Below are 24,481 nucleotides of genomic sequence, written 5' to 3'. Positions count from 1 at the left end.
TCATTAACTTTTTTTAGTTTGCTCACCAAACCAAGGACAACCGGAGCAAATCAATGAAACAATTTAAGTTAAATGCTGTTGTAGCGGCATTAGCACTGAGCCAATTTAGTGTTAGCGTGAATGCACAAGAACAAACATCACCAAGGGAACCTGAAGTAAAGGTTTCTGAAGAGCTTGTGGTATACGGCGAGATTGGTTATCGCAACCGCTCGCAAGAACTAGCGCCCACGCTTAAATACTCACAAGAATACTTTCAACGTTTTGAACCACTCACCGCCGGTGATGCACTAAAGCGTGTTCCTAGTGTGACTTTTTTATCTGACGTACTGGAATCTGACGGCGCACGTATGCGCGGCTTAAGCCCTGCTTACACAAAAGTACTTATTAATGGTGAGGAAGTACCGGGCGCTGGCGCTGATCGCTCATTTTTTGTTGACCGTATTCCAGCAGAATTAATCGAGCGTGTAGAAATAATTCGTTCATCAAGTGCCAACCGCTCTGCCGATGCCATAGCAGGCACACTTAACATTGTACTTCGTGATGGCTACAGCTTAGACGGCGGTTACATTCGCGCTGGTGGTTTACGTTATGATGATGGCGAACTAAAAGAAAGCTTTGCGGGCGTTTACGGTACTGAGTTTGCAGGTGGGCGTTTACTCGTAGGTGCCAATTTACAAGGTCGTTATAACCCAAAACAAAAATCAAGCAGACGTTATGGCGATAGCCCTGAAAATAACCCTAATTACGCAACAGACGATTTTGATAACCGTGAAGATCAATCTGATACCCGAGATGGCGATGACACCTCATTAAATGCCAGCTTTGAAAAGGTATTTGATAACGGCGGCAAGTTTGATATTAGTGCTATGTGGGTTGATACCGACCGCACCGAAGACGAGCGTTCTTTTGAGTATGATGAGGCATCTGCAACCTCAGGATCGCTTGTTGAAGGGGGCAACTTGCTCTCAGATAACGCAAACGTCGCTTATATTGATCAAACAAACTACAACATTAACTCAGGTTATGAATTACCGTTATTAGGCGGTACCAGCAAATTTAAAGTAGGCTATGCCAGCTTTGAAGAGTCAGTTTACGAGCAAGAAGTTGAGCTTGATACATCTGAGCTCCCAATGGTTTTTGAGGAAGCAGAAGAAACCGTTGATATTGACGATAAAGAATGGTCATTACAATGGCAACATAGCTTACTGCTAGGTGACTCAAAAGAAGTTCAGTTTGGTGCTTTTGTGCAAGGCAAAGAACGCGACACAGCTATTTTTGTCGCTGAAGATGAAAGTGAGCAAACACGTACTGGCTGGGATCAATTTAGCCAGACGCCAATGTCGTTAGCGCAATTTAACAATGAATTTGAAGCAGTAGACGGAGGCGTTAATACGCTTGAAGAAGACCGCTTTGACTTATTTGCATTAATCAAACACAAAGCTGATGTGTTCTCATGGGAGATGGGTGTGCGCTGGGAGTCAACTGACTCAAGTATTACCGATACCAATGAAGGCATTACAGCCGAAAATGAATATGACTTTTTCTTACCGTCGGCTCACTTTCGTTATAGCATCAGCGATAACGGACGAGTCAGTGCCTCTGTTGCTCGCAGCTTACGTCGCCCTGACTTTGACTACATGACCCCCGCCCTACTTGAAGAAGAGCTCGCTGATAATGACTTTTTAGGTAACCCAAACCTTAAGCCAGAATCTTCTTGGGGTATCGATTTAGGTTACGAATACCGTTTAGGTAAAAGTGGTGTTGTTGGTGTAAACGTATTTTACCGTGACGTAAGCGACCTTATTGAAATTGCCAGTACCGGTGCTGAAGGCTCAGAAGGTGAAGGTACATTTGTATTGCAACCACAAAATACTGGTGATGGCACAGTTCAAGGTGTTGAGTTTGATTTATCAACTCCTCTAAGCGCCTTGAACATGCCTAATACTGGAATCTTCTTAAATTACTCTTGGCTCGACAGTGAAGTTGAAGACAGTTTTGGCAAGCGCAAATTTAACGACCAATCAGATTATGTTTATAACGTAGGCTTTATCCAAGACTTACCAACCCTTCGTGCATCATTTGGTGCAACGTACCGTAATCAAGGTGATGCATACGGACGCTTTATCGGTGAAGAAGTGACAACCTCTTACGGGGCTGATTTAGAGCTTTTCGTTGAAAAACGCTGGGAAGACGTAACACTTCGCCTAGTTGGTTCAAACCTACTTGATGCCAGTAAAGATGAAGTTTTCAACAAGTTTGACTCGCTTGATGATCAAAATAATCGTGACTTTGATGAGTACGAGCTTGAATCTGAAGAAGCAGGTCCTGTGATTCAAGTAATGCTACGTTACGCATTCTAATCACATGTATTGTCATTTTAAGCACGTATTGACAAGCCATCGCGTGCTTTTTTGGAGTTAGAACATGTTTAAATTGTCTTTCATAATGGCCGCGCTACTGTGCTCATCAGCGCTTAGTGCTGGTGAACCCGTTATCTATAAAGATGCGCTATATCAACAACAAAAAATAGCCAAGTTAACTACGTTGCCTAATAGCCTTAACTTTATGGTTATTGGTGATTGGGGACACAACGGCCACTTTTATCAAAAAGAAGTGGCCCATCAGCTAGAAATTGCCATGTACCAAACCGATGCCGATTTTGTTGTCTCAACCGGCGATAACTTTTACCCTAACGGGGTGGCAAGCGTGAACGATCCTCTTTGGCAATCAGCCTTTGAGAATATATACCACGGCCCGCACACATTTGAAGATTGGTATGTTGTGTTAGGTAATCACGATTACTTGGGTAATGCCCAAGCACAAATTGACTACACAGACAAAAGCCAGCGTTGGCAGTTACCTGCAAGGTACTACAGTAAAACATTTGCGCTTGAAAACAATGAGCAAGTGTTAATGGTTTTTTTAGATACCAACCCGATTCAGCCTGAATATAAAACCCGTGAAAAATACCGCTCAACCCAAGGTCAAAGCTATCAAACACAATTGGCATGGCTTGAAACCCAACTAGCTGGCAGTAAAGCAAAATGGAAAATTGTGGTAGGCCATCACCCGCTTTATTCAAGTGGTAAACGCTTTGGCCGCAACCAAGGGCTTCGCGACATTTTAGAACCTATTTTGGAGCGTCATAACGTGCACGTTTATATCGCAGGACATGAGCACGACTTGCAATACAATCAACCAAAAAATAGCAAGGTGGCTCACTTTGTCTCTGGTGGTGGCAGTGAAGCACGGCTTGTAGAACAACGTGAATTTACCCGCTACGCAGAAGCAACACCGGGTTTTTTAAGTATCTCAATCAATGGTGAAAGGCTAACAATGAGCGCGATTACCCACCTTGGTGAAGTACGTTTTAGCACTGAAAAGCACCTAGATAAGTAAAGGATAAAATAATGATTTTTAAACTAAATACAATTTCAGCAGTGCTTAGCAGTGCTGTGCTTGTAACTGCGCTTGGCGGTTGTACAAGTAATGACGATACGCAAAACACGACAGAAATAGCAAAGCCGGCTGTTGAGGCTAAGTTATTTGGCCCACAACAAAATATGCAAGGCTCACAAGCTGCTGCACTTGGTAATAATCAATGGCTAATGGCGAGCGAAAGCCAAGGCTTATTACTTGCCGATAACGAGAAAAGCAGTGTGCTGCTCGCCGGTAACTTTGAGTCAATTTCACTAAAACAATTATCAGCGCAGCAATTTTTACTCGCCAGTCTTGATAAGAGCCAAGATAACGTTGCTATTTTTAAGCTTATAAAAAATGGCCAAACTTGGCAGCTAAATGAACTCACTCGTATTAGTCCGCCTCAAGCTCAGCCCGATGCCGTGTGTTTATTTAAAAACAGCAATACCGAGACTGTATCAGCGTTTGTGCCAGATGTTCGCGGCCTGATCAGCGAAACGGTTATATATGATTTAGCCACTAACCAAGCTAAAAATATCGCAGTACGTGAGTTCTCTGCAGTCACAGAGGCTTCAGGTTGTGCAGTAAATGACGACACAAAAACCCTGTATGTGGGTGAGGCAGAGTTAGGTGTGTGGGCCATTAACGCGGATGCAGAATCTGATGCCAATAAGCAGCCTGTGGCTTTGGTACAACCCTACGGCGAATTAAACAGTGAAATTGGGGCCCTATCGGTATCACAAGACGGTACATTATGGCTCAGTGCCACTGATGGTAATGTGGTTTATGCTTACCAAGCTCAAACAGACAAGCTAAGCCAATGGTCACTGGCAGGTGAGCCCACAATAGAGTCTGTTGCAGCGAGCTTTATCAATGACAGTCAAGCCCAGCTGGTTTTAATTGATGATGAAACAGGCGCTTACATTCAAGCAAACATTAACTACACAGCGCAAACAGCGACTTCACAAAACAATGTCGCGATGACTCACCTTCATGCCAGCGCACAAACAACACCGGTTGCAGCATTTGGTGATGCAGCAGATGATCCGGCTATTTGGATAAATGAGCAAGACGCTAAAAAAAGCTTAATTTTAGGCACTGATAAACGTCGCGGCTTGATGGTTTATGACCTTGCTGGCAACAAAGTACAATCGCTAAATATAGGACGTTTAAATAATGTTGATGTGCGTCAACATCAAGGTATAAACAACGAAACTCACACTTGGATCACAGCCAGTAACCGTACTCTTAATAGCATTAGCGTATTTACTGTCGATAGTGATAACCAAGTAAACCATGTAACAGAAATAGCGACTAACCTACCTGAGATTTACGGTATGTGTATGTATTCCTCTGAGTCTGGCTATTACGTGTTTGTTAATGATAAATCAGGTTTATTTCAGCAGTATAAACTCACCGGTGAGCAAAGTAATTTAAGTGGTGAACTGGTTAGAGAGTTTACTCTACCAAGCCAACCTGAAGGCTGTAGTGCTGATGACAATCTAGGCCAACTATTTGCAGGTGAAGAAGATGCAGGTATTTGGTATATCGGTGCAGAGCCTACCGCTGGTAACAAAGCAGTAAAGCTACAAAGTGTTAATGAGCAACTGGTGGCAGATGTTGAAGGTATGGAAATTTATCATGCTAATGATGCTCGCTATTTAGTAGTATCAAGCCAAGGCGATAATAGCTATGTGCTTTATAAAATCTCAGATGACAAAGAGCCTACTCTAAGCTTTGCAGGTAAGTTTAATGTAATTGCAAACCTAGATAAAGGCATTGATGGCGTAGGTGAAACTGACGGTTTAACCGTTACAGCAACGGCTTTGCCAGGTTACCCCGAAGGCATGCTTATAGTACAAGATGGCTACAATCGCATGCCTCTACAACCACAAAACTTTAAAATTATTGACTGGCGCGAAGTGAAAAAAGCAATTAGATAATAGCTAACCCAAAATGTACTGATACACACTAAAGCTTTAGTGTGTATCACGTTTAAGCTTTACTAAAATATGAATGAAGATAATTATGTATAAATGTATACTACACTTTATATCTATAAATTAATTGAGGTTATTATGCGGCTACCCTACTTCGTATATTTATTTATCAGCATTATATTTTGTACCAGCTCGCTTGTTAATGCCGAAGAGCCACCAGAACTTCCGCCATTGAACCCCAAGTATGAAGCAGAGCATGCTATGGTGTTGGTTAATAAAGGTTCAAGTGTATACGCGATTAACATTCCAAGCTTTGAGCTTCCTTATGATGTGCATGTTATGTACAAGGTAGATGTATCTGATATTCCATTTTTAAATTTAGTACGCGATGCTGAGTTAGTTACAGTAAAACCAAAGCCGTTTAATATTCAACGCTTAATGCGAGGCGAAGAAGTCGCGATTACCGCAGATGTGTATCTTGGAGATTTTAGACAAGGAGGTAGCTTAGTTTATAGTGATAAATTAATAGAGCTTAGCGAGCAGTTATTTACTCGTGAGCTAACTGATTTAAGCCCAGCCTCAAAATGGCAACAGTACGATATGGTTACGCTAAAAAATAACGAGCGTATTTATATTCACCAAATAACTCAGCCACCAAGCTATCATCATATAATGTTTGTTAATTTAAATGGTGCCTGTTTACAAAAGTTTCGCACCTCAACTGAAGTGCCCTCTGCTGATGAGCTCAATTATAAGTTTATAAATTGTGGCACATTGAAACCCATGTTTTATGATGCTGAAAGCTTAAGTAAATAATTTAGCTTTGTTTTAGGGACGAAAAAAGGCTCCTCGCAATGCTCAGAGCCTTTGGTTAACTTTGGGAATTAACTCGGTTCACTGATCAGATAAGATCAGTTTAGCGCCACTAATTGTGGCGCAATTGTTTGATAATCTACCGCCATCGCAATACTCAAAGCGGTAATATTAATAATAGAAAACGCAAACACTTGGCGTGCCCAACGGGTGGTGTCTATGTTGTAGCGATACCCTCTAAGTGCCATGAGTAACCACCAAAAGCTGGTAATACAGGCAACGGCCATAAAGGCAGCACCGGTATAACCACTAATTGGCAATAACATCACCACTAAAGCATATACCGCAATATAAAGCACAATATGGCGCTTAGCTTTATTAACACCTTGCGCTACGGGCAATACTGGAATATTAGCGGCTTGGTAATCTTTAAAGCGAAAAATAGCAATCGCATATGAATGCGGCATTTGCCACAAACTAAACATCACCAGCAATATTAATGCGCCCATATCGAACACACCCGTAACGGCGCAATAGCCAACAACAGGTGGAACTGCGCCCGAGAGACTACCAATAAAGGTGCCGTAAACAGAGTTGCGTTTCATGTAGAGGCTGTAAACCCCTACATAGATGACATAGCCAAAGGCGGCAAAAAATACCGCCGCTTGAGTGGTAAAGGCGATTAATAAGCCAAAGCCAATTAGCCCTAATAACACGCCATGACTTAAAGCGGCTTTTGCAGACATTTCGCCCGTTACAGTCACACGTGAGCGAGTACGTGCCATGGCAACATCAATGTCTCTATCAATAACATTGTTTATGGCACATCCCGATGCAACAACAAGCGATAAACCAACCAAGGTAACCAACATTAACCATGGGTCTATATCACCACGGGCGGCAAGTAAAAAACCACCGGCAACGCTGATCAAATTCCCCATAATAATACCTGGCTTAGTAACAGCTAAATAACGGCGAAACATCTGAAACCTCTAATACATCATCATTGCGTTTGATTCATAAATGATCCAAACAGACAGTCCAACCACCATGACGATGATCAACGCGCTAAACAAGAAGGTAAAGGTATTCGCTTTGCCTTCATCAGTGGTGAAATTAAGGTGTAAAAAGTATTTTAAATGCACCCAAATTTGCACGATTGCAAAAGTAACGATACTCCAAAGCGTGATGACTTTTGAAAAATCGCCCTCCATCACCATCCAAAATGGAATGGCCGTTAGAATCACTGACAAGACAAAACCAATAAGATAGGTTTTAACACTGCCGTGTGACTGATCATGATGTTGGCTTTGCATTTGCGCTAAAGCATGCGTTTCACTATGGCTCATTACATTGCTCCCATTAAATAAACAACAGTAAATACACAAATCCACACAATATCTAAAAAGTGCCAAAATAAGCTTAAGCAACTTAAGCGCGTGACGGTTTGTTTACCTAAACCGCGCTTGATCACTTCTATCATCATTATGCTCATCCAAATAAGGCCTGCAGTTACATGTAAACCATGCAAACCCACTAATGAGAAAAACGATGTTAAAAAAGCACTTTGCTGTGGGCCATTGCCATGAACAATTAAATGATGAAACTCATAAATTTCCATACCAATAAACACCGCGCCTAAACAAAAAGTAACCGCGAGCCAACCAAGCGTCAGCGCCTTTTTTTGCCCTTGAGCGGCAATCATGGCAAAACCAAAAGTAATACTACTTATAAGTAGCGCCGCAGTTTCTACGGCAACAAAATCAAGCTCAAAAATATCTTTGCCCGATACACCACCTGCAGTGTTCATATAAAGCACTGCGTAGGTTGCAAAAAAAGAGGCAAATAAAAGGCAATCGGTCATTAAATAAAGCCAAAAGCCAAAGATTGTATCGCCAGAGGTATCGTGATGCTCATGTGTATGACTTACGCTATGAGGCTCTAAATTTACATGGCCTTGAGTTGCAGATAACGTACTCATGCGCTTACCTCCTTCGTATTACTGGCAATATGCGCGCCTTCAATTTGTAATATTTCATCGTTTTGCACGTAGTAATCTACATCGCTGGTGTAAGCGCGGTTAATAAATAGCGCAATTGCACCAATAAAACCAAGCCCTGCTAGCCACCAAATATGCCAGATCATGGCAAAACAAAACGCCGTTAAACTCGCTGCAATAAGCACACCCGATGCCGTATTTTTTGGCATATGAATTGGGCTATAGCTAGATTTACCTTGATAAGCTAGGCCTTTTTCTTTCATATCAGTCCATGTATCAATATCATCAACATGCGGGATTTCAGCAAAGTTATAGTACTGCGGCGGTGATGACGTTGACCATTCAAGGGTGTGACCGTTCCAAGGATCACCGGTGGTATCATCAAGCGCTTCGCGGTTTTTAAAGCTCACATAAAGCTGAATAACTTGGCAAATAATACCGAACATAATAATCACGGCACCCACTGCAGCAATATAAAGCCAGATATTCCAATCAGGATTATTAGAGTGATTTAAGCGACGTGTCATACCTAAAAAGCCGAGTACATACAATGGCATAAAGGCTACGAAGAAACCGATTAACCAACACCAAAATGATGCTTTACCCCAACGCTCATCGAGCTTAAAGCCCATTGCTTTTGGAAACCAAAAAACAAAGCCAGCTAAGTAGCCAAATACTGCGCCACCAATAATGGTGTTATGAAAATGAGCGATTAAGAATAAGCTGTTATGCAATACATAATCGGCACCAGGGATTGCTAGTAATACCCCCGTCATACCACCAATACTGAAGGTAACCATAAAACCAAGCGTCCACAGTACGGGCACTGTAATGCGCAAACGGCCACGGTAAATAGTAAACAACCAACTAAATAACTTAACCCCAGTAGGCACAGCTATGACCATGGTCATTACTCCAAAAAAGGCATTTACATTGGCACTTGAACCCATAGTAAAGAAGTGGTGTAACCATACAATAAAGCCAAGAATAGAAATGGCACCGCTTGCATACACCATCGATTTATAACCAAATAAACGTTTACCAGTGAAGGTCGACACTATTTCAGAGAAGATACCAAAAGCTGGTAATACTAAAATGTATACCTCTGGGTGGCCCCATGCCCAAAACAGGTTGATATACATCATGGCGTTACCGCCTGCTTCATTAGTGAAGAAGTGGAAATCTAAATAACGGTCTAGCGTTAGCATGGCGAGCACTGCGGTTAAAATTGGAAATGATGCTGCAATTAAGATATTTGCCCACGTACATGCCCAAGTGAAAATTGGCATTTTCATCAGAGTCATACCAGGAGCACGCATTTTAAATACTGTCACTAGAAAGTTAACAGCGGTTAATAGCGTACCGAGCCCCGATATTTGCAAGGCCCAAATATAATAATCGACCCCCACCCCAGGGCTAAAGGTCAACTCCGACAACGGTGGGTAAGCAACCCAGCCTGTTTTAGCAAATTCACCAAATATAAGTGATAAATTTATTAAAATGGCGCCACTAGCGGTAAACCAAAAACTTAAATTATTTAAAAATGGAAAAGCCACATCACGGGCACCAATTTGCAGTGGTACAACAATATTCATTAAACCAATCATAAATGGCATCGCCATAAAGATGATCATAATAACGCCATGAGCGGTGAATATTTGATCGTAATGCTCTGGCGGTAGATAGCCTGGCGCGCCACTGGTAGCAAGCGCTAACTGCGCACGCATCATAATGGCATCAGAAAAACCACGAAACAGCATGATTAGTGCTAATAAAATGTACATAACGCCTAAGCGTTTATGATCAACCGAGGTGATCCAGTCACGCCAAAGCACACCCCATTTTTTATATTTTGTTATTAGCCCAGCTATAATAAGCCCGACAACAGCAATCACCGCCATTGTAACCATGATAATAGGTTCATGAAACGGAATTGCATCTATAGATAATTTACCTAAAAACGACATGATTATTCCTCGCCCTGGCTGTGTGATGATGGCATTGAATGATTACCCATTGCCTGATGCTCATTACTCATCTGCTGATGTTTACCCATCGAGTGATGTTTTTTGTTCATATCGCCATGCGCCTGCATGTATTTCATCACTATGGTATGAAATAAACCGTCATCAACCTTGCCATAATAAGCAACTGGGTTGTTCTCACTTGCTTTTGCAAGCTCAACATAATTGGCATGAGTAAGGTTATTAGCGTTGCTTTTTACTTGTTCAACCCACTGATTGAAGTCAGCTTTTGTTGGCGTTGCGATGGCATTAAATTTCATACCGGTAAAACCTGCGCCACTGTAATTAGCCGAAAAGCCTTTAAATGTGCCTGGCTGATTAGCAATTAAATGCAGCTTAGTTTCCATGCCCGCCATTGAGTAGATTTGACTACCTAACTGAGGGATGAAAAACGAGTTCATGGTGCTTTCTGACGTGATTTTGTATTCAACCGGAACATTGGCTGGAAATACCAATTCATTCACCGTGGCAATACCTTGTTCAGGGTAAATAAATAGCCATTTCCAATTAAGTGACACCACTTCAACAGTAAGATGTTCACCTTTACCTTCTATCGGTTTATAAGGGTCAAGCTCTTGCGTTGACTGCCAGGTGATCACACCTAAAATAACAACAATTACAATAGGAACCGCCCATACAACAGCCTCAATCTTATTAGAGTGAGCCCATTTTGGTGCGTAAATTTCATGGTTTTGTGTGTCTCTGTATTTCCAAGCAAAATATAAAGTCATCACAATAACGGGGATCACAACTAACAACATAAGCACAGTGGCGATGATGATCAGATTTTTCTCATCAATACCTATCTGCCCTTTTGGGTCGAGTACCCCGCCATTACAGCCTGATAAAATCAGCGCCATACTAGCTAAAGCAATATTAAAAAGGTTACGAATTAACAAGGGACTATCCTAAAACCTAAAGAGTTTTTATTAGCTGCCAAAAATATTTAGCAACGATATTTGATAAAAACCCAAGTTAATTAAGATTGAATTACAATAATGCAAAGCGAATGCAAGCATGAAGTATTGACCACTGGCTTAATAATAAACACCTAGCAGAACCAACCCAGCTTTTTAAACACATTAATATAACGCAATAAAAATTAACTTGGGTGAGGTGTGGTTGGCTGAGAGTGTGTAAAAAACACTAAGCTACAATGAAAGTAATCGTTATTTACAGCAAGAATAAATAATTAGATACCACAGGTGTAACCTATACCCATAAAATTAATGGGTAAACAGACAACCTGTAAAGCTAGGTGGAGCACGACAACCATGCGCAGCTTGCACGGGTTGCTGAACTTTAGCCTCGCTAAAAGCAAAGGCTGCTTTACGGAGGATTATTCCAGCACGACGCGCTGGAAACATGTGGAACAATAGCCAACAAAGGCCAATAAGTAACTGACACGATAAGATGGGATGAGCTAAAAATTCGGCAATTGTCAGTAATAATGGCTCTATAAAAAAGCCATCACTGACCAATGCTTCAAGCCTAAAGGCATCCTCAATAGCGCCACTAAGCAACATAACGGCATTAAAAACTAATAATGTTACAGCCACACTCACGCCTCTTTTCGCTTTATTAAAGCGCTCATGCAACACTGACTTACCTAAGGTAAGCAAAGCGCTGGTATGAAACAAAGAAAATGAGTTCAAAAACATTAACCTATTAAAATGACTAATAACAAAATTAGGTATACACCGTGGCAACAAAAACAAGTTGCAGCCGTAAAGCCTTATACAGTGACATGAAATACAGTCTCAACGCATTAGCACTATTTTGCTAAGCTAGATTTGATCCGCATCAATAGAACTTTCAAAACTTACTGAAAGTTCGGGCATGAGTATAACAAAGAGAATTTTCTGTTCAAGATAAAAACACGATTATTTTATTGCCTGAAGATTTATTTATGGCGATATAAATAAAAAACCTCCCGTAGTGAGCTACGAGAGGTTTTTTGTTTAAACAGAAATAAATCTATTTAAAGAATTTGGTTTTCTTTCCATACTTGCTCTTTGGCTAGACGCTTTTTGCGTTTATCGCATGGATCATCGCAATCACATGCTTTATCAATACCTACAGAGCCTAAGCCTCCGCAGCTACTCGCCATCGATTTTCTTTGAACTATCATGCCTATCGCCATCGCAGCGACAATTAAAATAAGTAAGCCAAAGGTTAGAAAAAAAAGTGACATTGCTTAGCCCCTATTGTTCAGCAATAAAATGAGCTCAAATAGCGTATTTGAGCTCCTTACATTATATACCCTCATGCTAAGGATATAAACCTAAAGACTATAAATAAGGCTTAAACGCAGGACTTGAATAAGTGACTAAACCATCAGGCGATTTAGCAATTAAATACACAGGTAAATCATGCTGCTGCGCATAGCGTTGTGCTTTTTCCATACCCATTACCGTTAGAGCAGTCGCTAAACCATCCGCGGTCATTGCACTTGGGTGTAAAACTGTGACAGAGACTAAGTCGTGCTTAATTGGCATCCCTGTCATAGGATCAATAAGATGCGTATAGGTTTCGCCATCCATAGTATAAAAGATTCGATAATCACCTGAAGTGGCAATACCGTTATTACCTGGTGCTAGTACACGGTGTACTTTTCGCTCATCTGGGTTAGCATCAGGTTGTTCAATTGCTATTCGCCATGCTTGATTGTCTGGTTTTGTACCAGCAATACGTAACTCCCCGCCAATCTCAACCATGTAATCTGTAATGCCTTTGCTTTGTAATAGCTCAGCCACTTTATCAATACCATAGCCTTTTGCTGTAGCTGAAAACGACAATTCTAAATCAGCCATCGTTTTTGCTAAGCCTTGCTCGTTAAGGACCAACTTATCTATACCAATGTTATTGATCATATTTGCCAGAGCTTCATCCGTTGGGCGCTTTGTTGGTTTTTTATCAGGACCAAACCCCCATAAATCAATTAGCGGTCCCATAGTCACATCGAGTGTTTTAGTTGAATCACCAATTCGTATAGATTCTGCAATAACCGCTCTAAAATCATCACTAATTGGCATTACTTGATTAGCACCTAAACGGTTAAAGGTGTTTATTTCTGAATCCTCAATATAGGTCGACATAGACTGGTTAATATCAACTAAAACCGCATCTATTTCTGCTTGTACTGCTTGAGGGTCCACTTGATCAGCGTAAAACTTGATGTGGTAAGTTGTCCCCATCGTTTTACCTTCAAGGTAAGCTTCTTCGTTGTGTTGTGAATTGCCACAACCGGTAATAAGTAACGTGGATATGATTAAAAATAAGGCTACCACGCCTTTAACTGTGCTTAATCGATTCATAATAGCCTACTTATAAAGGTTAAATAGAGTATCAACTAAAATCAGCGGTAAAGCCAAACTCAGTCAGTTGATATAAAAAAGCCTCATAACACTTAGTGCTATGAGGCTGGTATTTTAACTAAATTTATTTAGTTTGGGTATTAGCCACCGAAATCATCTAATAAGATGTTTTCGTCTTCTACACCTAAATCTTTAAGCATAGAGATAACTGCCGCATTCATCATTGGAGGACCACACATGTAGAACTCACAATCTTCAGGCGCTTCGTGATCTTTAAGATAGTTCTCAAATAACACGTTATGGATAAAGCCTGTGTAGCCTTCCCAGTTATCTTCTGGTTGCGGATCTGAAAGCGCTGTGTGCCAAACGAAGTTTTCGTTTTGCTCAGCTAGGCCGTCAAAATCTTCAACATAGAACATTTCACGCTTAGAACGCGCACCATACCAGAAACTAATTTTACGCTTAGAGTTTAAACGCTTAAGTTGGTCAAAGATATGTGAACGCATTGGTGCCATACCTGCACCACCACCTACGAATACCATTTCAGCGTCTGTGTCTTTAGCGAAGAACTCACCAAATGGACCAGAAATAGTTACTTTATCGCCTTCTTTAAGTGACCAAATATACGAAGACATTTTACCACATGGTAGGCTCAAGTTTCTTGGCGGCGGCGTAGCGATACGCACGTTAAGCATAATAATGCCTTCTTCTTCTGGGTAGTTAGCCATTGAGTAAGCACGAATTGTTTCTTCGTCTACTTTTGACTCCAGGTCGAAGAAACCAAAATGGTTCCAATCGCCACGATACTCTTCAGGAATATCGAAATCAGCGTATTTAACATGGTGAGCTGGCGCTTCGATTTGGATGTAACCACCCGCACGGAACGGCACTGACTCGCCATCTGGAATTTGTAGCTTAAGTTCTTTGATGAACGTTGCTTTGTTATCGTTAGAGATAACTTCACAATCCCATTTTTTAACACCGAAAATTGACTCTTCAAGTTCAATTTCCATGTCATTTTTAACATTAACCTGACACGCTAAACGACAACCTTCACGTGCCTCACCTTTAGAGATGTGGTCAAGTTCAGTTGGCAGAATATCACCGCCACCTTCTTTAATGTGAACGCGACACTGACCACAAGAGCCACCGCCACCACATGCAGAAGATACGAAAATACCTGATTCAGATAGTGCACCTAAAAGCTTACTACCCGCTGATGTTTTAATGGCTTTATCTGGGTCGCCATTAATACCGATGATGATGTCACCGCTTGCAACTAGTTTAGATTTAGCACCAATGATGATTAAAACTAGTATTACAACGATAGCGATAAAAACACCAACGCCTAAGAAAATATCCATGATTGACCTCGCTATTATTACAGTGAAATACCAGAGAATGACATAAAGCCAAGACCCATCAAGCCAACAGTGATAAAGGTAATACCTAGACCACGTAAACCATCTGGTACGTCTGAATACTTCATTTTCTCACGGATACCTGCAAGTAATGTAATTGCAAGCGCCCAACCCACACCAGCGCCAATACCATAAACAACAGACTCGCCGAAGTTATAGTTACGCTCAACCATGAATGATACCGCACCAAAAATTGCACAGTTAACTGTGATTAGTGGTAGGAAAATACCTAATGCGTTGTACAGCGGTGGGAAGAACTTATCTAATGCCATTTCAAGAATTTGCACCAGTGCAGCAATAACACCAATGAACGTTAAGAAACGTAAAAAGCTAAGATCCGCTTCTGGGTAACCAAGCCACTCTAATGCACCCGGTGCAAGTACCGCATGGTAAACCAAGTTATTAACCGGTACTGAAATACCTAATACAACAATAACCGCTACCCCTAGACCAATTGATGTAGTTACTTTTTTAGACACGGCTAAGAAAGTACACATACCTAGGAAGAAAGCTAACGCTAAGTTTTCAATAAAAACGGCTTTTACAAATAAACTAATATAATGTTCCACTTATCGCCCCTTACGCTTTAGCTTCTACTTGATCTTTCTTATAAGTACGAAGTACCCAAATGAATAAACCAATAATGAAGAATGCACTCGGTGGTAAGATCAATAGACCCATAGGTTGGTACCAACCACCATTTTGTACTAATGGAATAATATCAACACCGAATAGTGTTCCCTTACCGAATAGCTCACGAATGAAACCAACAGTAAGTAATACCACTGAGTAGCCTAAACCATTACCAATACCATCTAAGAATGACATAAGTGGTGGCGACTTCATTGCGTACGCTTCAGCACGACCCATTACAATACAGTTAGTAATGATTAGACCAACGAATACTGATAACTCTTTTGCCGTAGCGTAAGAGAAAGCTTGTAGTACTTGGTCAACCACGATTACTAATGATGCAATAATCGTCATCTGTACGATGATACGTACTGATGATGGGATATGGTTACGAATAGTCGAGATAAAAAGGCTAGAGAATGCAGTTACCAAGGTCAATGCGATTGACATGATTAATGCATTTTTTAAGCTAGACGTTACCGCTAGCGCAGAACAAATACCAAGTACTTGTAATGCGATTGGGTTGTTAGCGAAAACTGGACCGAATAGGACCGCCTTCATTTCTTTAGTATCAGCCATTAGTTCAATGCTCCTTTACGTACTTTCGCAAGGAAAGGGCCAAAGCCATTTTCGCCAGTCCAAAAGTCAACTGCATGGTCAACACCATTAGACGTTAATGTAGCACCTGAAAGACCGTCGATCTTGTGCTCATCACCGGCTGCAGTCCCTTTAACGATTTGGATTGGTAACTCTTTACCTTCCCACGTTGCAGTCCACTGTGGGTTTTGAATTTCACCACCTAAACCAGGTGTTTCGTTATGTTTGTAGAAAATAATGTCTTTAATAGTTTCGCCATCGCTTTCAAGCGAGATAAAACCGTACATTAAACCCCATAAACCATAACCCTGAATAGGAAGGATGATTGCATCAGTAGAGCCATCGTCTTTTTTAGAGATGTAAACAGGCGCACGTTTGGTAATACGTTGAATACCTGCGATGTCCTTAATCCCATTCTCTTTTAAAGATTTACTTAAATCAGCATCGTATTTGCTTTTTTCAAAGTCGAAATCTTCTACCGGCTCAGCAAACTCACCACTTTGCATATCAACAAAGCGAGTTTCGATTTTAGCTTCAAACGTTTCGGCAACGTTATCAATTTTACCAATACCAGCAGCAGCTAAGATATTACTTTGAATATCTTTTGCTTTATTTGCTTTTTGCAGAGGGCGAAGTTGCACAGACGTTAGCGACACAATAACTGCACACACTAAACATAATGAGACAACAACAGCTAGCGTTTTGCCAATTGATTCGTTATTACTAGACATTACGTGCCAACCTCCGCTTGATATTAGCTTGCACTACAAAGTGATCGAATAAAGGTGCAAACAAGTTAGCAAACAAGATTGCTAGCATGATGCCCTCTGGGTATGCAGGGTTTACTACACGGATCATAACTACCATAAAGCCAATAAGCGCACCGTATGCTAATTTACCTTTATCAGTAAATGCAGCAGATACAGGGTCAGTTGCCATAAAGAACATACCGAATGCAAAACCACCTAATACCATATGCCAGTACCAAGGCATAGCAAACATAGCATTGGTTTCAGAACCAATAGTATTTAGTATTGATGAGGTTACTACCATACCTAGGAATACACCTAGCACGATACGCCAAGACGCGATACGTACATAAATTAGGAATAAACCACCAATAAGCACTGCTAGTGTAGACGTTTCGCCCATAGAACCTTGAATGAATCCGTAAAACGCATTCCACCAAAGCTCAATATCAGTCGCGTAATTTAACGTACCAGCAAACGCTTGACCAAGCATAGTCGCGCCAGAGAATGAATCTACGGCAGTCCATACTGTGTCACCTGAAATTTGTGCAGGGTATGCGAAGAATAAAAACGCACGACCAGCAAGCGCAGGGTTTAAGAAGTTACGACCTGTACCACCAAATATTTCTTTTGCGATAACTACACCAAAAGTAATACCTAGCGCAACTTGCCATAAAGGAATCGTTGCAGGCAGGATTAATGCAAATAATACAGAGGTTACGAAGAAACCTTCATTTACTTCATGCTTACGCACAGAAGCAAACAATACTTCCCAAAAACCACCGACAATAAAGGTTGTTGCATAAATAGGTAGGAAGAAACATGCTCCGTAGAACATTTTTGCGCCCCAACCAGCATCAACGGTTAACTCACCGCCTAATAACTGGAATAAACCTACTTGCCAAATGTTAGCTAGTTCAAAACCATTACCAAGCGCGATTGCCGCTTGATGACCAATATTGAACATACCAAAGAACATGGCAGGGAACGTCGCCATCCACACTAAAATCATCATGCGTTTTAGGTCGATGTTATCACGAACGTGAGTTGAACCTTTGTTTACGTAACCTGGCGTGTAAAAAATAGTCGCAGCGGCTTCATACAGCGCGTACCATTTCTCATGCTTACCACCTGGTTCAAAATGCGGTTCGATATCTTCTAAGAAAGTTTTTAAGCCCATTTTAGCCTTCCTTCTCGATCGTAGTTAAGCAATCGCGTAGGGCTGCGCCGTACTCGTATTTGCCAGGACAAACGAAGGTGCATAACGCTAAATCTTCTTCATCTAATTCAAGCGCACCTAATGAAATTGCACTATCTAAATCACGAGACAATAAGTCACGTAATAAAAGCGTTGGCAAAATATCAAGTGGCATAACACGCTCATAGCTTCCAAGTGGAACCATGGCACGTTTTGAACCGCCCGTAGACGTTGTCATTTTAAATAAACGACTCGGTGTAAGGTGAGACAAGAATGTACGCGTTACAGAGAATTTATCACTACCTGGTGCAATCCAGCCAAAAAATTCTTTTTCGCGACCTTCAAGTAAAACAGATACTTGAACATGGTAACGACCTAAGAATGCATGAACACCAGACGACGTAGCACCGGCAAGTACAGAACCAGAAATAACACGGTTATCACCGTCTTCTAATTCGCCTGCCACTAAGTCATCAAGTGAAGCACCTAATTGTGTTTTCACTAAACGAGGATTTTTAACGCGTGGACCTGCGAGAGAAACAACACGGTCTGTGTAAATTTCACCAGTAAGGAAAAGGTGACCATACGCAATAACGTCTTGGTAACCAATGTGCCAAACTTGCTTACTAGCAGATACTGGGTCAAGGTAATGGATATGAGTGCCAACAAGGCCAGCCGGATGCACGCCACCAAACTCATGCACTTCTACTTGAGCAATAGGTGAACTAGGAACTTGACTACCTGCTTGCTTACAAACAAATACTTTGCCATCGGTTAAACGTGACACAACAGCCAAACCTGCTTCAAATGCTTTCGCATTTTCAGCAATAATTACTGCAGGATCTGCAGCAAGTGGATTGGTATCGATAGCTGTCACAAAAATAGAGCTCGGATTTGCATCCAACGCTGCTACTTTACTAAATGGACGAGCACGAAGTGCTACCCATTGACCCGATTGAACTAGTACTTCTTTAGCTTTTTCACGATCTAAGCTGTTAAGCTCAGTTTCCGAGAAAGAACCAAAGGTGATTTGCTCACTGCCGTTTACTTCAATAACAACAGATTGCAGAACACGTTTAGCACCGCGATTAATTTCTTTTACTGTACCAGAAGCTGGTGCAGTAAATAATACGCCTGGGTTCTTTTTATCTTCAAAAAGTACCTGGCCTTTTTTGACTTGGTCATCCACACGAACATGCATGGTTGGACGCATACCGATAAACTCTTCACCTAGCACAGCTACACGTTTGACGGCAGAGCCATCATGAATAACTTGCTGAGGTGCGCCCTCTAAGGGTAAATCCAGACCTTTTTTTATATTGATCATACGCACTTGCACTACATTAACGGAAAGAAACTGAAAAATCGTACCAACCACGCCGCTATTTGTATTATTGCAAGCTATATAAAATGACTCGCTAAAAATACCAAACAAGCAGCGCAGTAAAACTCCTCACATATTGCTTTGATTTTAACATTATTGTGGCTGACTATGCGAGTGTATTTATGAAAATTATACGAGAGAAACGTTTATTTAGTTTTGTAATTAACAATTAATAAAATACAAGCTAGACCAAAGTGGTAAATTAGCCAACAATTAGCAAATATTTTTTTAAATCAAAGCTAAAAAACAAAAAAGCCGCACAAGGCGACTTTTTCAAAAATGCGTTATCAGCGACAAGTTAGTCAATCATATTAGCAATAGGTGCAACAGGATTTACATCTTGTTCATAATCAACCGCGTCAATACCAAAACCAAACAAGCGTAAAAATTCATTATGGTAACCAATATAATCGGTTAACTCATCAATTGAGTTTGTATCTACACTATCCCAAATGGCTTGAACGCGAGATTGAACATCATCTTCCAGCTCTTTGTAGTTTTGGAATAAATGCCCGCCCTCATCAAAACGAGGTGAATCACCATATAAGTTCTCACTAAATAGCGCATGAATTTGCTCAATGGTGCCTTCATACGTGCCATCAGCCTTCATCACTTTAAATAAGGCAGAAATATAAAGTGGCATGATTGGAATTGCAGAGCTTGCTTGAGTAACAACCGCATTAAGCGATGAAACGTAGGCTTCACCATTTAAATCTTGGGTAGCAGCTTTAATAGCAGCAGTGGCACGGTCTAAATCTTCTTTGGCTTTACCAATTGTTGCATGACCGTAAATTGGCCACGTTAGTTCTTTACCAATATAAGTGTAAGCCGTGGTTTTAAAGTTATCTGCGAGTACATCAGCGTTCTTAAGTGCGTCAATCCACATTTCCCAATCTTCGCCACCCATTACTTTAATGGTGTTGTCGATATCGTCTTGGTTTGCCGCTTCAACAGTTACTTCATCAATTTCACGCTTTGACGTATTCAAGTTTTTAGTGGTTACCGCATTACCAATTGGCTTAAGCGTTGAAGAAAACACTTCGCCGGTATTTGGATCAGTACGACGAGGTGACGCTAAGCTGTAAATAATACAGTCAACTTTACCTAATTCAGCTTTAATGGTGTCGATTGCTTTTTGTTTAATTTCGTTAGAAAACGCATCACCATTAATATTTTTTGACCATAAACCTTCAGCTTCAGCGGCTGCTTGAAACGCCGCCGTATTATACCAACCCGCAGAGCCTGTTTTACGCTCAGTGCCTTCTTTTTCAAAGAACACACCTAATGTTTTAGCGCCACCACCAAATGCAGCGGTAATGCGAGACGCTAGGCCATAACCTGTAGACGCACCAATAACTAATACATTTTTAGGTGCATTTTTTAACGCCCCTTGCTGCTTAACATAATTAATTTGTTCTTGTACATGCTCTGCACAGCCTACTGGGTGTGCATTGGTGCAGATAAATCCGCGAATTTTAGGCTTAATGACCATTGATCATCCTATATCTTTTACAATAAAAATTAGCGCTAGTTTAAAGGCTAAAACAAAAAAAACTGATCTGATCAGTTACTCACTGCTCAAACCAATTCACTATACCTGTTATCCAACTTTTGAGCCGCCCATGCAATTAGGTGACTGCGGCGCTTCGCCGTCGTGCTCTGTAAATTCCTCAGGAGTATAAGTGTGCATCGCAAGCGCATGAATATGATTTGCCAGCTCATCTTTTAAAATTTCATTAATTTGACGATGACGCTGCAATAATCGCTTACCAGCAAATTCCTCACTAACTACAATCACTTTAAAGTGTGATTCAGTGCCTGCACTGTGCATATGGCTTTCGTTAATAACATTTAAATGCTTACACGCAATAGCATTTGCTAGCTTGTCACGTATTTGTTGTTGCATTGACATAAAACCACCCTCAAAATTCAGTTATATGGTTACTATAACAACTGCGGCTACACCATGGCTAATGCTATTTAACTGAAACCATTATTAATATAGCGAAACGTTAAACTGATCCGCGGGTGTTTAAGTGTTGTTTGTTTTGGTAGCGCATGCTGGTAATTTTGTTGGCTCTGTCCGCTCATTATTAAACAACTACCACTTTGTAATTTAATGTTAGTAATGCTGTTGCTTACTTTGTGTTTAAGTTTAAATAATCGCTCTGAGCCAAGCGATACACAGGCTATGGTAGGCTCAGGGCCAAGCTCAGCTTCGTCATCACTATGCCAACCCATACAATCGTGGCCATCCCGATAGTAATTAACCAAAATTGAATTAAACGGTTGCTGTAGGTGATTTTCTAAACGTGTTCGCATGGCAAGTAATACGTCTGGCCAAGGCTCTAAATCGAGTTTATGCCCAGAATAACCGTAATCAAGATTTTCTTCGCTGATAAAACATTGTAGCCTAGGTATTGGCCCCGTTTTACCAAACACTGTAATGTTTGGCTGTTGCCAATTTAGGTTTTGCTGCAAATAGTAAAATAAATCGAGGCTTTTTTGCGCACTAAGCACCTTACTTTGATAAGAAAAGCCATTTGGTAACAGTTGGGGGTTGGCGTTTGGCGGTTGCATGTTAGAATTTACCTATCATTTGATTACTGATCATTAAACTATTATGACTACGCAAGCTACGCTCGGCGATAACACCTTTACTCTTGAACGCTTTCCTTTGGATCAAAAAAACCGCAGCTTACAAGCGTGGGATTCAGCAGACGAATACCTCATTGACTATGTTAATGAACACTACCCTGATTGTCGCTCGTTACTGATCTTAAACGACAGCTTTGGTGCACTTAGCTGTTATTTTAGCAAACAACAGTTAACTGTTTGTTCAGTAAACGACTCTTATATTAGCCATCAGGCGGCGGCTCATAACTTAGCGCAAAACAAAATTGCAACAACCGCGTTTAGCCAGCTTGATAGTTTATCGGCTTTACCTGAGCAAGTAGACCTAGTGTTAGTAAAAGTACCACGCACGTTGGCTTTTTTACAGTATCAGTTATCTGAACTAAGCGAAGTGCTCGCGCCAGGTACACCGGTTATTGGTGCTGCAAAAACTAAAGACGTGCATAACTCTACTATTAAAGCATTTGAAAACTTTATTGGTGAGACGAAAACAAGTCTTGCAGTAAAAAAATCACGTTTAATTATTAGCCAAGCCGCTGGCGGTTATAAAGGTGCAGATTTCCCAGTGAGCTGGCCACTCGAAGGCACTGATTTTACAATAAGCAATCATGCCAATGTGTTTTCACGTGATTCACTTGATATAGGTGCGCGCTTCTTTTTTAATTATTTGCCACAAACAAATAAAGCCAAAAATATTATAGATTTAGGCTGTGGTAATGGCGTGGTTGGTTTAATGACATTAGCGCGCTGTCCTAATGCTCATATTAGCTTTGTTGATGAATCATATATGGCGGTTGAATCAGCTCGACTCAACATTGAATTAAACATGGAAGACAAGTTTGAACAATGTACTTTTATAGAGAATGATTGTTTAACTGACTTTGAACGTAAAAGTGCTGATATTGTATTGTGTAATCCGCCATTTCACCAAGCACAAGCGGTTACCGACCACATAGCATGGCAAATGTTCAAGCAAGCAAAAGACACATTAAAAGAAGGTGGCGAGTTGCGTATTATTGGCAATCGTCATTTAGATTATCATGGCAAACTAAACCGTATGTTTGGTAACTGTACTTTATTAGGCTCTAATAAAAAGTTTGTGGTACTCAGCGCAACTAAAAATAGTGGGACGTTATAAATGAAACTCATAAAGATATTATTGAGCTGTTGTACTTTAGTGGTTTTTTCGGGATGTGCCAATCAGCCTAATCAGCTTATTCTCAATCCCGTCTATAAAAGTGGACAAATAAGCTCAATCAATAACAGCTTAAACACCAGCGTGATTGATTTACGTGGTGACAGTGCAACCTTAAAGTTGATTGAATCGAGCAAAACAAAAACCATTGCCAGCACGGGTATTACTGAGTCTGTTAAAAGTGCACTAGACAGTGCGCTTAGTCGCAATGGCGCCAGCATTTCTAATTTAGCGCAATTGCGCTTTGAGTTAGATATTCACGCACTGCAAGCGGTAGTTACAGAAAAGCTAATGAGCCATACCAGTGATGCCAAGATTGAATTTGAAGTGCGGGTGATTCGCCCTACCAGTAATTTCAGTAAGCGCTACAGCGGTAATGCTAATTTATCTGGCCCACTTGGTCATGATAGAGCAAAAATTGAAGGTCAGCTCAATAAGTTGACTGAGCAGTTAATTACCCGCATTGTATCTGACCCTGAATTAATTGCATTTTTAGAAGGTTAATAATGAAGCAACTTTTTTTAATCTGCGTAAGCTTATTATTTAGCGTTAGTAGCTTAGCGGCTCAAGAGGGTCGTTTTGTGCAAAAAGATAATATTTTCCCTCGGGTAGAAATTGTGACATCGTTGGGCAGCATTGTGGTTGAATTAGACCGCTCAAGAGCCCCTATTACGGTCAATAACTTTTTGACTTACGTGTCTGATAAAAGCTATCAAGGCAGCGTGTTTCATCGTGTAGAACGCGATGTAGAAAATGATCGTGACTTTGTAATTCAAGGCGGTGGTTATGATAAAGATTACGATGGCCTACATGAAAACGACCCTATTTTTAATGAAAGCGGTAACGGCTTAACAAACGATATGTATAGCATTGCGATGGCTTATCAAGACCGTGAACCACACTCAGGAACGCGTCAGTTCTTTTTTAATATGGATGATAACGATCATTTAAACCCTGGCCGTGATTGGGGATTTGCCGTGTTTGGCAGTGTGATGGAAGGCTATGAAACACTCGATAAAATCATGGCTGTAAAAACCGGATTTAATGACAAAATTGGCTACAACTTTGTACCCGAAAAACCGGTCGTTATATTAAATATTAAGGTGCTTGAGCAAGTTCCTTTATAACTTTTTTAATAAGAGCAGCCTTAGCTGCTC

The 24,481-nt window shown here is 40.9% G+C and carries 24 protein-coding genes; 7 read left to right on the top strand and 17 right to left on the bottom strand.

All coding sequences use genetic code 11. The features are described 5' to 3' along the window. Positions 1–53 precede the first annotated feature (53 nt). The 4 genes from CWC30_RS01815 (at position 54) to CWC30_RS01800 (ending at position 6,176) form a co-directional block, all read left to right on the top strand. Positions 54–2,360: a TonB-dependent receptor plug domain-containing protein gene (locus CWC30_RS01815; RefSeq protein ID WP_138626264.1), complete on the top strand. Its 2,307-nt coding sequence runs from the start codon at positions 54–56 to the stop codon at positions 2,358–2,360. A 64-nt stretch (positions 2,361–2,424) separates the two neighbouring features. Further along, entirely contained in the window at positions 2,425–3,399 is a 975-nt protein-coding gene (locus CWC30_RS01810; RefSeq protein ID WP_138626263.1) for a purple acid phosphatase family protein, read from the top strand. A gap of 11 nt (positions 3,400–3,410) precedes the next feature. Further along, on the top strand, positions 3,411–5,363 hold the full coding sequence (locus CWC30_RS01805; RefSeq protein WP_138626262.1) for a phytase: 1,953 nt from the start codon (positions 3,411–3,413) through the stop codon (positions 5,361–5,363). 135 nt (positions 5,364–5,498) lie between these two features. Further along, on the top strand, positions 5,499–6,176 hold the full coding sequence (locus CWC30_RS01800; protein WP_138626261.1) for a hypothetical protein: 678 nt from the start codon (positions 5,499–5,501) through the stop codon (positions 6,174–6,176). A 95-nt stretch (positions 6,177–6,271) separates the two neighbouring features. Here the strand turns inward: CWC30_RS01800 and cyoE are convergent, their stop codons facing one another. The 17 genes from cyoE to CWC30_RS01710 form a co-directional block, all read right to left on the bottom strand. After that, on the bottom strand, positions 6,272–7,156 hold the full coding sequence (gene cyoE / locus CWC30_RS01795; protein ID WP_008111919.1) for a heme o synthase: 885 nt from the start codon (positions 7,154–7,156) through the stop codon (positions 6,272–6,274). 9 nt (positions 7,157–7,165) lie between these two features. Next, the gene (gene cyoD / locus CWC30_RS01790; protein WP_138626260.1) at positions 7,166–7,522 is read right to left on the bottom strand and encodes a cytochrome o ubiquinol oxidase subunit IV; all 357 of its coding nucleotides are present in this window, start codon (positions 7,520–7,522) and stop codon (positions 7,166–7,168) included. Beyond that, positions 7,522–8,154 carry a cytochrome o ubiquinol oxidase subunit III gene (gene cyoC, locus CWC30_RS01785; RefSeq protein ID WP_008111916.1) on the bottom strand — a complete coding sequence of 211 codons (633 nt, stop codon included), beginning with the start codon at positions 8,152–8,154 and terminating at the stop codon, positions 7,522–7,524. Before cyoC ends, cyoD begins: the two co-directional genes overlap by 1 nt. Beyond that, positions 8,151–10,139 carry a cytochrome o ubiquinol oxidase subunit I gene (gene cyoB, locus CWC30_RS01780; RefSeq protein ID WP_024601893.1) on the bottom strand — a complete coding sequence of 663 codons (1,989 nt, stop codon included), beginning with the start codon at positions 10,137–10,139 and terminating at the stop codon, positions 8,151–8,153. The genes cyoC and cyoB overlap by 4 nt, the downstream gene beginning before the upstream one ends. 2 nt (positions 10,140–10,141) lie before the next feature. Then, entirely contained in the window at positions 10,142–11,095 is a 954-nt protein-coding gene (gene cyoA / locus CWC30_RS01775; RefSeq protein ID WP_138626259.1) for a ubiquinol oxidase subunit II, read from the bottom strand. A gap of 327 nt (positions 11,096–11,422) precedes the next feature. Continuing rightward, entirely contained in the window at positions 11,423–11,851 is a 429-nt protein-coding gene (locus CWC30_RS01770; protein WP_138626258.1) for a hypothetical protein, read from the bottom strand. 326 nt (positions 11,852–12,177) lie between these two features. Beyond that, the gene (gene nqrM, locus CWC30_RS01765) at positions 12,178–12,390 is read right to left on the bottom strand and encodes a (Na+)-NQR maturation NqrM (protein WP_010391098.1); all 213 of its coding nucleotides are present in this window, start codon (positions 12,388–12,390) and stop codon (positions 12,178–12,180) included. A 97-nt stretch (positions 12,391–12,487) separates the two neighbouring features. Continuing rightward, a complete protein-coding gene (locus CWC30_RS01760; RefSeq protein WP_138626257.1) occupies positions 12,488–13,513 on the bottom strand; it encodes an FAD:protein FMN transferase in 1,026 nt (341 codons plus the stop codon). 140 nt (positions 13,514–13,653) lie between these two features. Continuing rightward, the gene (gene nqrF, locus CWC30_RS01755; protein ID WP_036979658.1) at positions 13,654–14,877 is read right to left on the bottom strand and encodes an NADH:ubiquinone reductase (Na(+)-transporting) subunit F; all 1,224 of its coding nucleotides are present in this window, start codon (positions 14,875–14,877) and stop codon (positions 13,654–13,656) included. Positions 14,878–14,894: 17 nt separating this feature from the next. After that, entirely contained in the window at positions 14,895–15,503 is a 609-nt protein-coding gene (gene nqrE / locus CWC30_RS01750) for an NADH:ubiquinone reductase (Na(+)-transporting) subunit E (protein ID WP_036979660.1), read from the bottom strand. A gap of 10 nt (positions 15,504–15,513) precedes the next feature. Then, positions 15,514–16,146 carry an NADH:ubiquinone reductase (Na(+)-transporting) subunit D gene (locus CWC30_RS01745; RefSeq protein WP_036979663.1) on the bottom strand — a complete coding sequence of 211 codons (633 nt, stop codon included), beginning with the start codon at positions 16,144–16,146 and terminating at the stop codon, positions 15,514–15,516. Beyond that, a complete protein-coding gene (locus CWC30_RS01740) occupies positions 16,146–16,895 on the bottom strand; it encodes a Na(+)-translocating NADH-quinone reductase subunit C (protein WP_138626256.1) in 750 nt (249 codons plus the stop codon). The genes CWC30_RS01745 and CWC30_RS01740 overlap by 1 nt, the downstream gene beginning before the upstream one ends. Beyond that, the gene (locus tag CWC30_RS01735; RefSeq protein WP_036979666.1) at positions 16,888–18,093 is read right to left on the bottom strand and encodes an NADH:ubiquinone reductase (Na(+)-transporting) subunit B; all 1,206 of its coding nucleotides are present in this window, start codon (positions 18,091–18,093) and stop codon (positions 16,888–16,890) included. Before CWC30_RS01735 ends, CWC30_RS01740 begins: the two co-directional genes overlap by 8 nt. A gap of 1 nt (position 18,094) precedes the next feature. Further along, the gene (locus tag CWC30_RS01730; RefSeq protein WP_036983299.1) at positions 18,095–19,438 is read right to left on the bottom strand and encodes a Na(+)-translocating NADH-quinone reductase subunit A; all 1,344 of its coding nucleotides are present in this window, start codon (positions 19,436–19,438) and stop codon (positions 18,095–18,097) included. Positions 19,439–19,793: 355 nt separating this feature from the next. Further along, the gene (gene fabV, locus CWC30_RS01725) at positions 19,794–20,987 is read right to left on the bottom strand and encodes an enoyl-ACP reductase FabV (protein WP_069440331.1); all 1,194 of its coding nucleotides are present in this window, start codon (positions 20,985–20,987) and stop codon (positions 19,794–19,796) included. A 108-nt stretch (positions 20,988–21,095) separates the two neighbouring features. Further along, a complete protein-coding gene (locus tag CWC30_RS01715) occupies positions 21,096–21,407 on the bottom strand; it encodes a BolA family protein (RefSeq protein WP_096038263.1) in 312 nt (103 codons plus the stop codon). A 68-nt stretch (positions 21,408–21,475) separates the two neighbouring features. Next, positions 21,476–22,075 (bottom strand): alpha-ketoglutarate-dependent dioxygenase AlkB family protein, encoded by a 600-nt coding sequence (locus tag CWC30_RS01710; RefSeq protein WP_054202026.1) that lies wholly within the window; start codon positions 22,073–22,075, stop codon positions 21,476–21,478. 43 nt (positions 22,076–22,118) lie between these two features. On the opposite strand from CWC30_RS01710, the gene CWC30_RS01705 reads away from it, so the two are divergent. The 3 genes from CWC30_RS01705 to CWC30_RS01695 are packed head-to-tail and all read left to right on the top strand — an operon-like array spanning position 22,119 to position 24,451. Further along, positions 22,119–23,267: a methyltransferase gene (locus CWC30_RS01705; protein WP_138626255.1), complete on the top strand. Its 1,149-nt coding sequence runs from the start codon at positions 22,119–22,121 to the stop codon at positions 23,265–23,267. Next, the gene (locus CWC30_RS01700) at positions 23,268–23,828 is read left to right on the top strand and encodes a YajG family lipoprotein (RefSeq protein ID WP_008111881.1); all 561 of its coding nucleotides are present in this window, start codon (positions 23,268–23,270) and stop codon (positions 23,826–23,828) included. A gap of 2 nt (positions 23,829–23,830) precedes the next feature. After that, positions 23,831–24,451, top strand: a complete 621-nt coding sequence (locus CWC30_RS01695; protein WP_013464341.1) for a peptidylprolyl isomerase — start codon at positions 23,831–23,833, stop codon at positions 24,449–24,451. The last annotated feature ends 30 nt before the right edge of the window (positions 24,452–24,481 follow it).

The organism is Pseudoalteromonas sp. S4741 (assembly GCF_005886135.1).
Lineage (GTDB): Bacteria > Pseudomonadota > Gammaproteobacteria > Enterobacterales > Alteromonadaceae > Pseudoalteromonas > Pseudoalteromonas tetraodonis.
The sequence above is the reverse complement of the archived record's forward strand: the minus strand, read 5'-3'. Positions and strand labels throughout refer to the sequence as shown.

Excerpts from the sequence above, each read along its gene's own strand:
- CWC30_RS01815 (WP_138626264.1), top strand. The coding sequence starts at position 54 with ATGAAACAATTTAAGTTAAATGCTGTTGTAGCGGCATTAGCACTGAGC.
- CWC30_RS01810 (WP_138626263.1), top strand. The coding sequence starts at position 2,425 with ATGTTTAAATTGTCTTTCATAATGGCCGCGCTACTGTGCTCATCAGCG.
- CWC30_RS01805 (WP_138626262.1), top strand. The coding sequence starts at position 3,411 with ATGATTTTTAAACTAAATACAATTTCAGCAGTGCTTAGCAGTGCTGTG.
- CWC30_RS01800 (WP_138626261.1), top strand. The coding sequence starts at position 5,499 with ATGCGGCTACCCTACTTCGTATATTTATTTATCAGCATTATATTTTGT.
- cyoE (WP_008111919.1), bottom strand. The coding sequence starts at position 7,156 with ATGTTTCGCCGTTATTTAGCTGTTACTAAGCCAGGTATTATTATGGGG.
- cyoD (WP_138626260.1), bottom strand. The coding sequence starts at position 7,522 with ATGAGCCATAGTGAAACGCATGCTTTAGCGCAAATGCAAAGCCAACAT.
- cyoC (WP_008111916.1), bottom strand. The coding sequence starts at position 8,154 with ATGAGTACGTTATCTGCAACTCAAGGCCATGTAAATTTAGAGCCTCAT.
- cyoB (WP_024601893.1), bottom strand. The coding sequence starts at position 10,139 with ATGTCGTTTTTAGGTAAATTATCTATAGATGCAATTCCGTTTCATGAA.
- nqrM (WP_010391098.1), bottom strand. The coding sequence starts at position 12,390 with ATGTCACTTTTTTTTCTAACCTTTGGCTTACTTATTTTAATTGTCGCT.
- CWC30_RS01760 (WP_138626257.1), bottom strand. The coding sequence starts at position 13,513 with ATGAATCGATTAAGCACAGTTAAAGGCGTGGTAGCCTTATTTTTAATC.
- nqrF (WP_036979658.1), bottom strand. The coding sequence starts at position 14,877 with ATGGATATTTTCTTAGGCGTTGGTGTTTTTATCGCTATCGTTGTAATA.
- CWC30_RS01745 (WP_036979663.1), bottom strand. The coding sequence starts at position 16,146 with ATGGCTGATACTAAAGAAATGAAGGCGGTCCTATTCGGTCCAGTTTTC.
- CWC30_RS01740 (WP_138626256.1), bottom strand. The coding sequence starts at position 16,895 with ATGTCTAGTAATAACGAATCAATTGGCAAAACGCTAGCTGTTGTTGTC.
- CWC30_RS01735 (WP_036979666.1), bottom strand. The coding sequence starts at position 18,093 with ATGGGCTTAAAAACTTTCTTAGAAGATATCGAACCGCATTTTGAACCA.
- CWC30_RS01730 (WP_036983299.1), bottom strand. The coding sequence starts at position 19,438 with ATGATCAATATAAAAAAAGGTCTGGATTTACCCTTAGAGGGCGCACCT.
- fabV (WP_069440331.1), bottom strand. The coding sequence starts at position 20,987 with ATGGTCATTAAGCCTAAAATTCGCGGATTTATCTGCACCAATGCACAC.
- CWC30_RS01715 (WP_096038263.1), bottom strand. The coding sequence starts at position 21,407 with ATGTCAATGCAACAACAAATACGTGACAAGCTAGCAAATGCTATTGCG.
- CWC30_RS01710 (WP_054202026.1), bottom strand. The coding sequence starts at position 22,075 with ATGCAACCGCCAAACGCCAACCCCCAACTGTTACCAAATGGCTTTTCT.
- CWC30_RS01705 (WP_138626255.1), top strand. The coding sequence starts at position 22,119 with ATGACTACGCAAGCTACGCTCGGCGATAACACCTTTACTCTTGAACGC.
- CWC30_RS01700 (WP_008111881.1), top strand. The coding sequence starts at position 23,268 with ATGAAACTCATAAAGATATTATTGAGCTGTTGTACTTTAGTGGTTTTT.
- CWC30_RS01695 (WP_013464341.1), top strand. The coding sequence starts at position 23,831 with ATGAAGCAACTTTTTTTAATCTGCGTAAGCTTATTATTTAGCGTTAGT.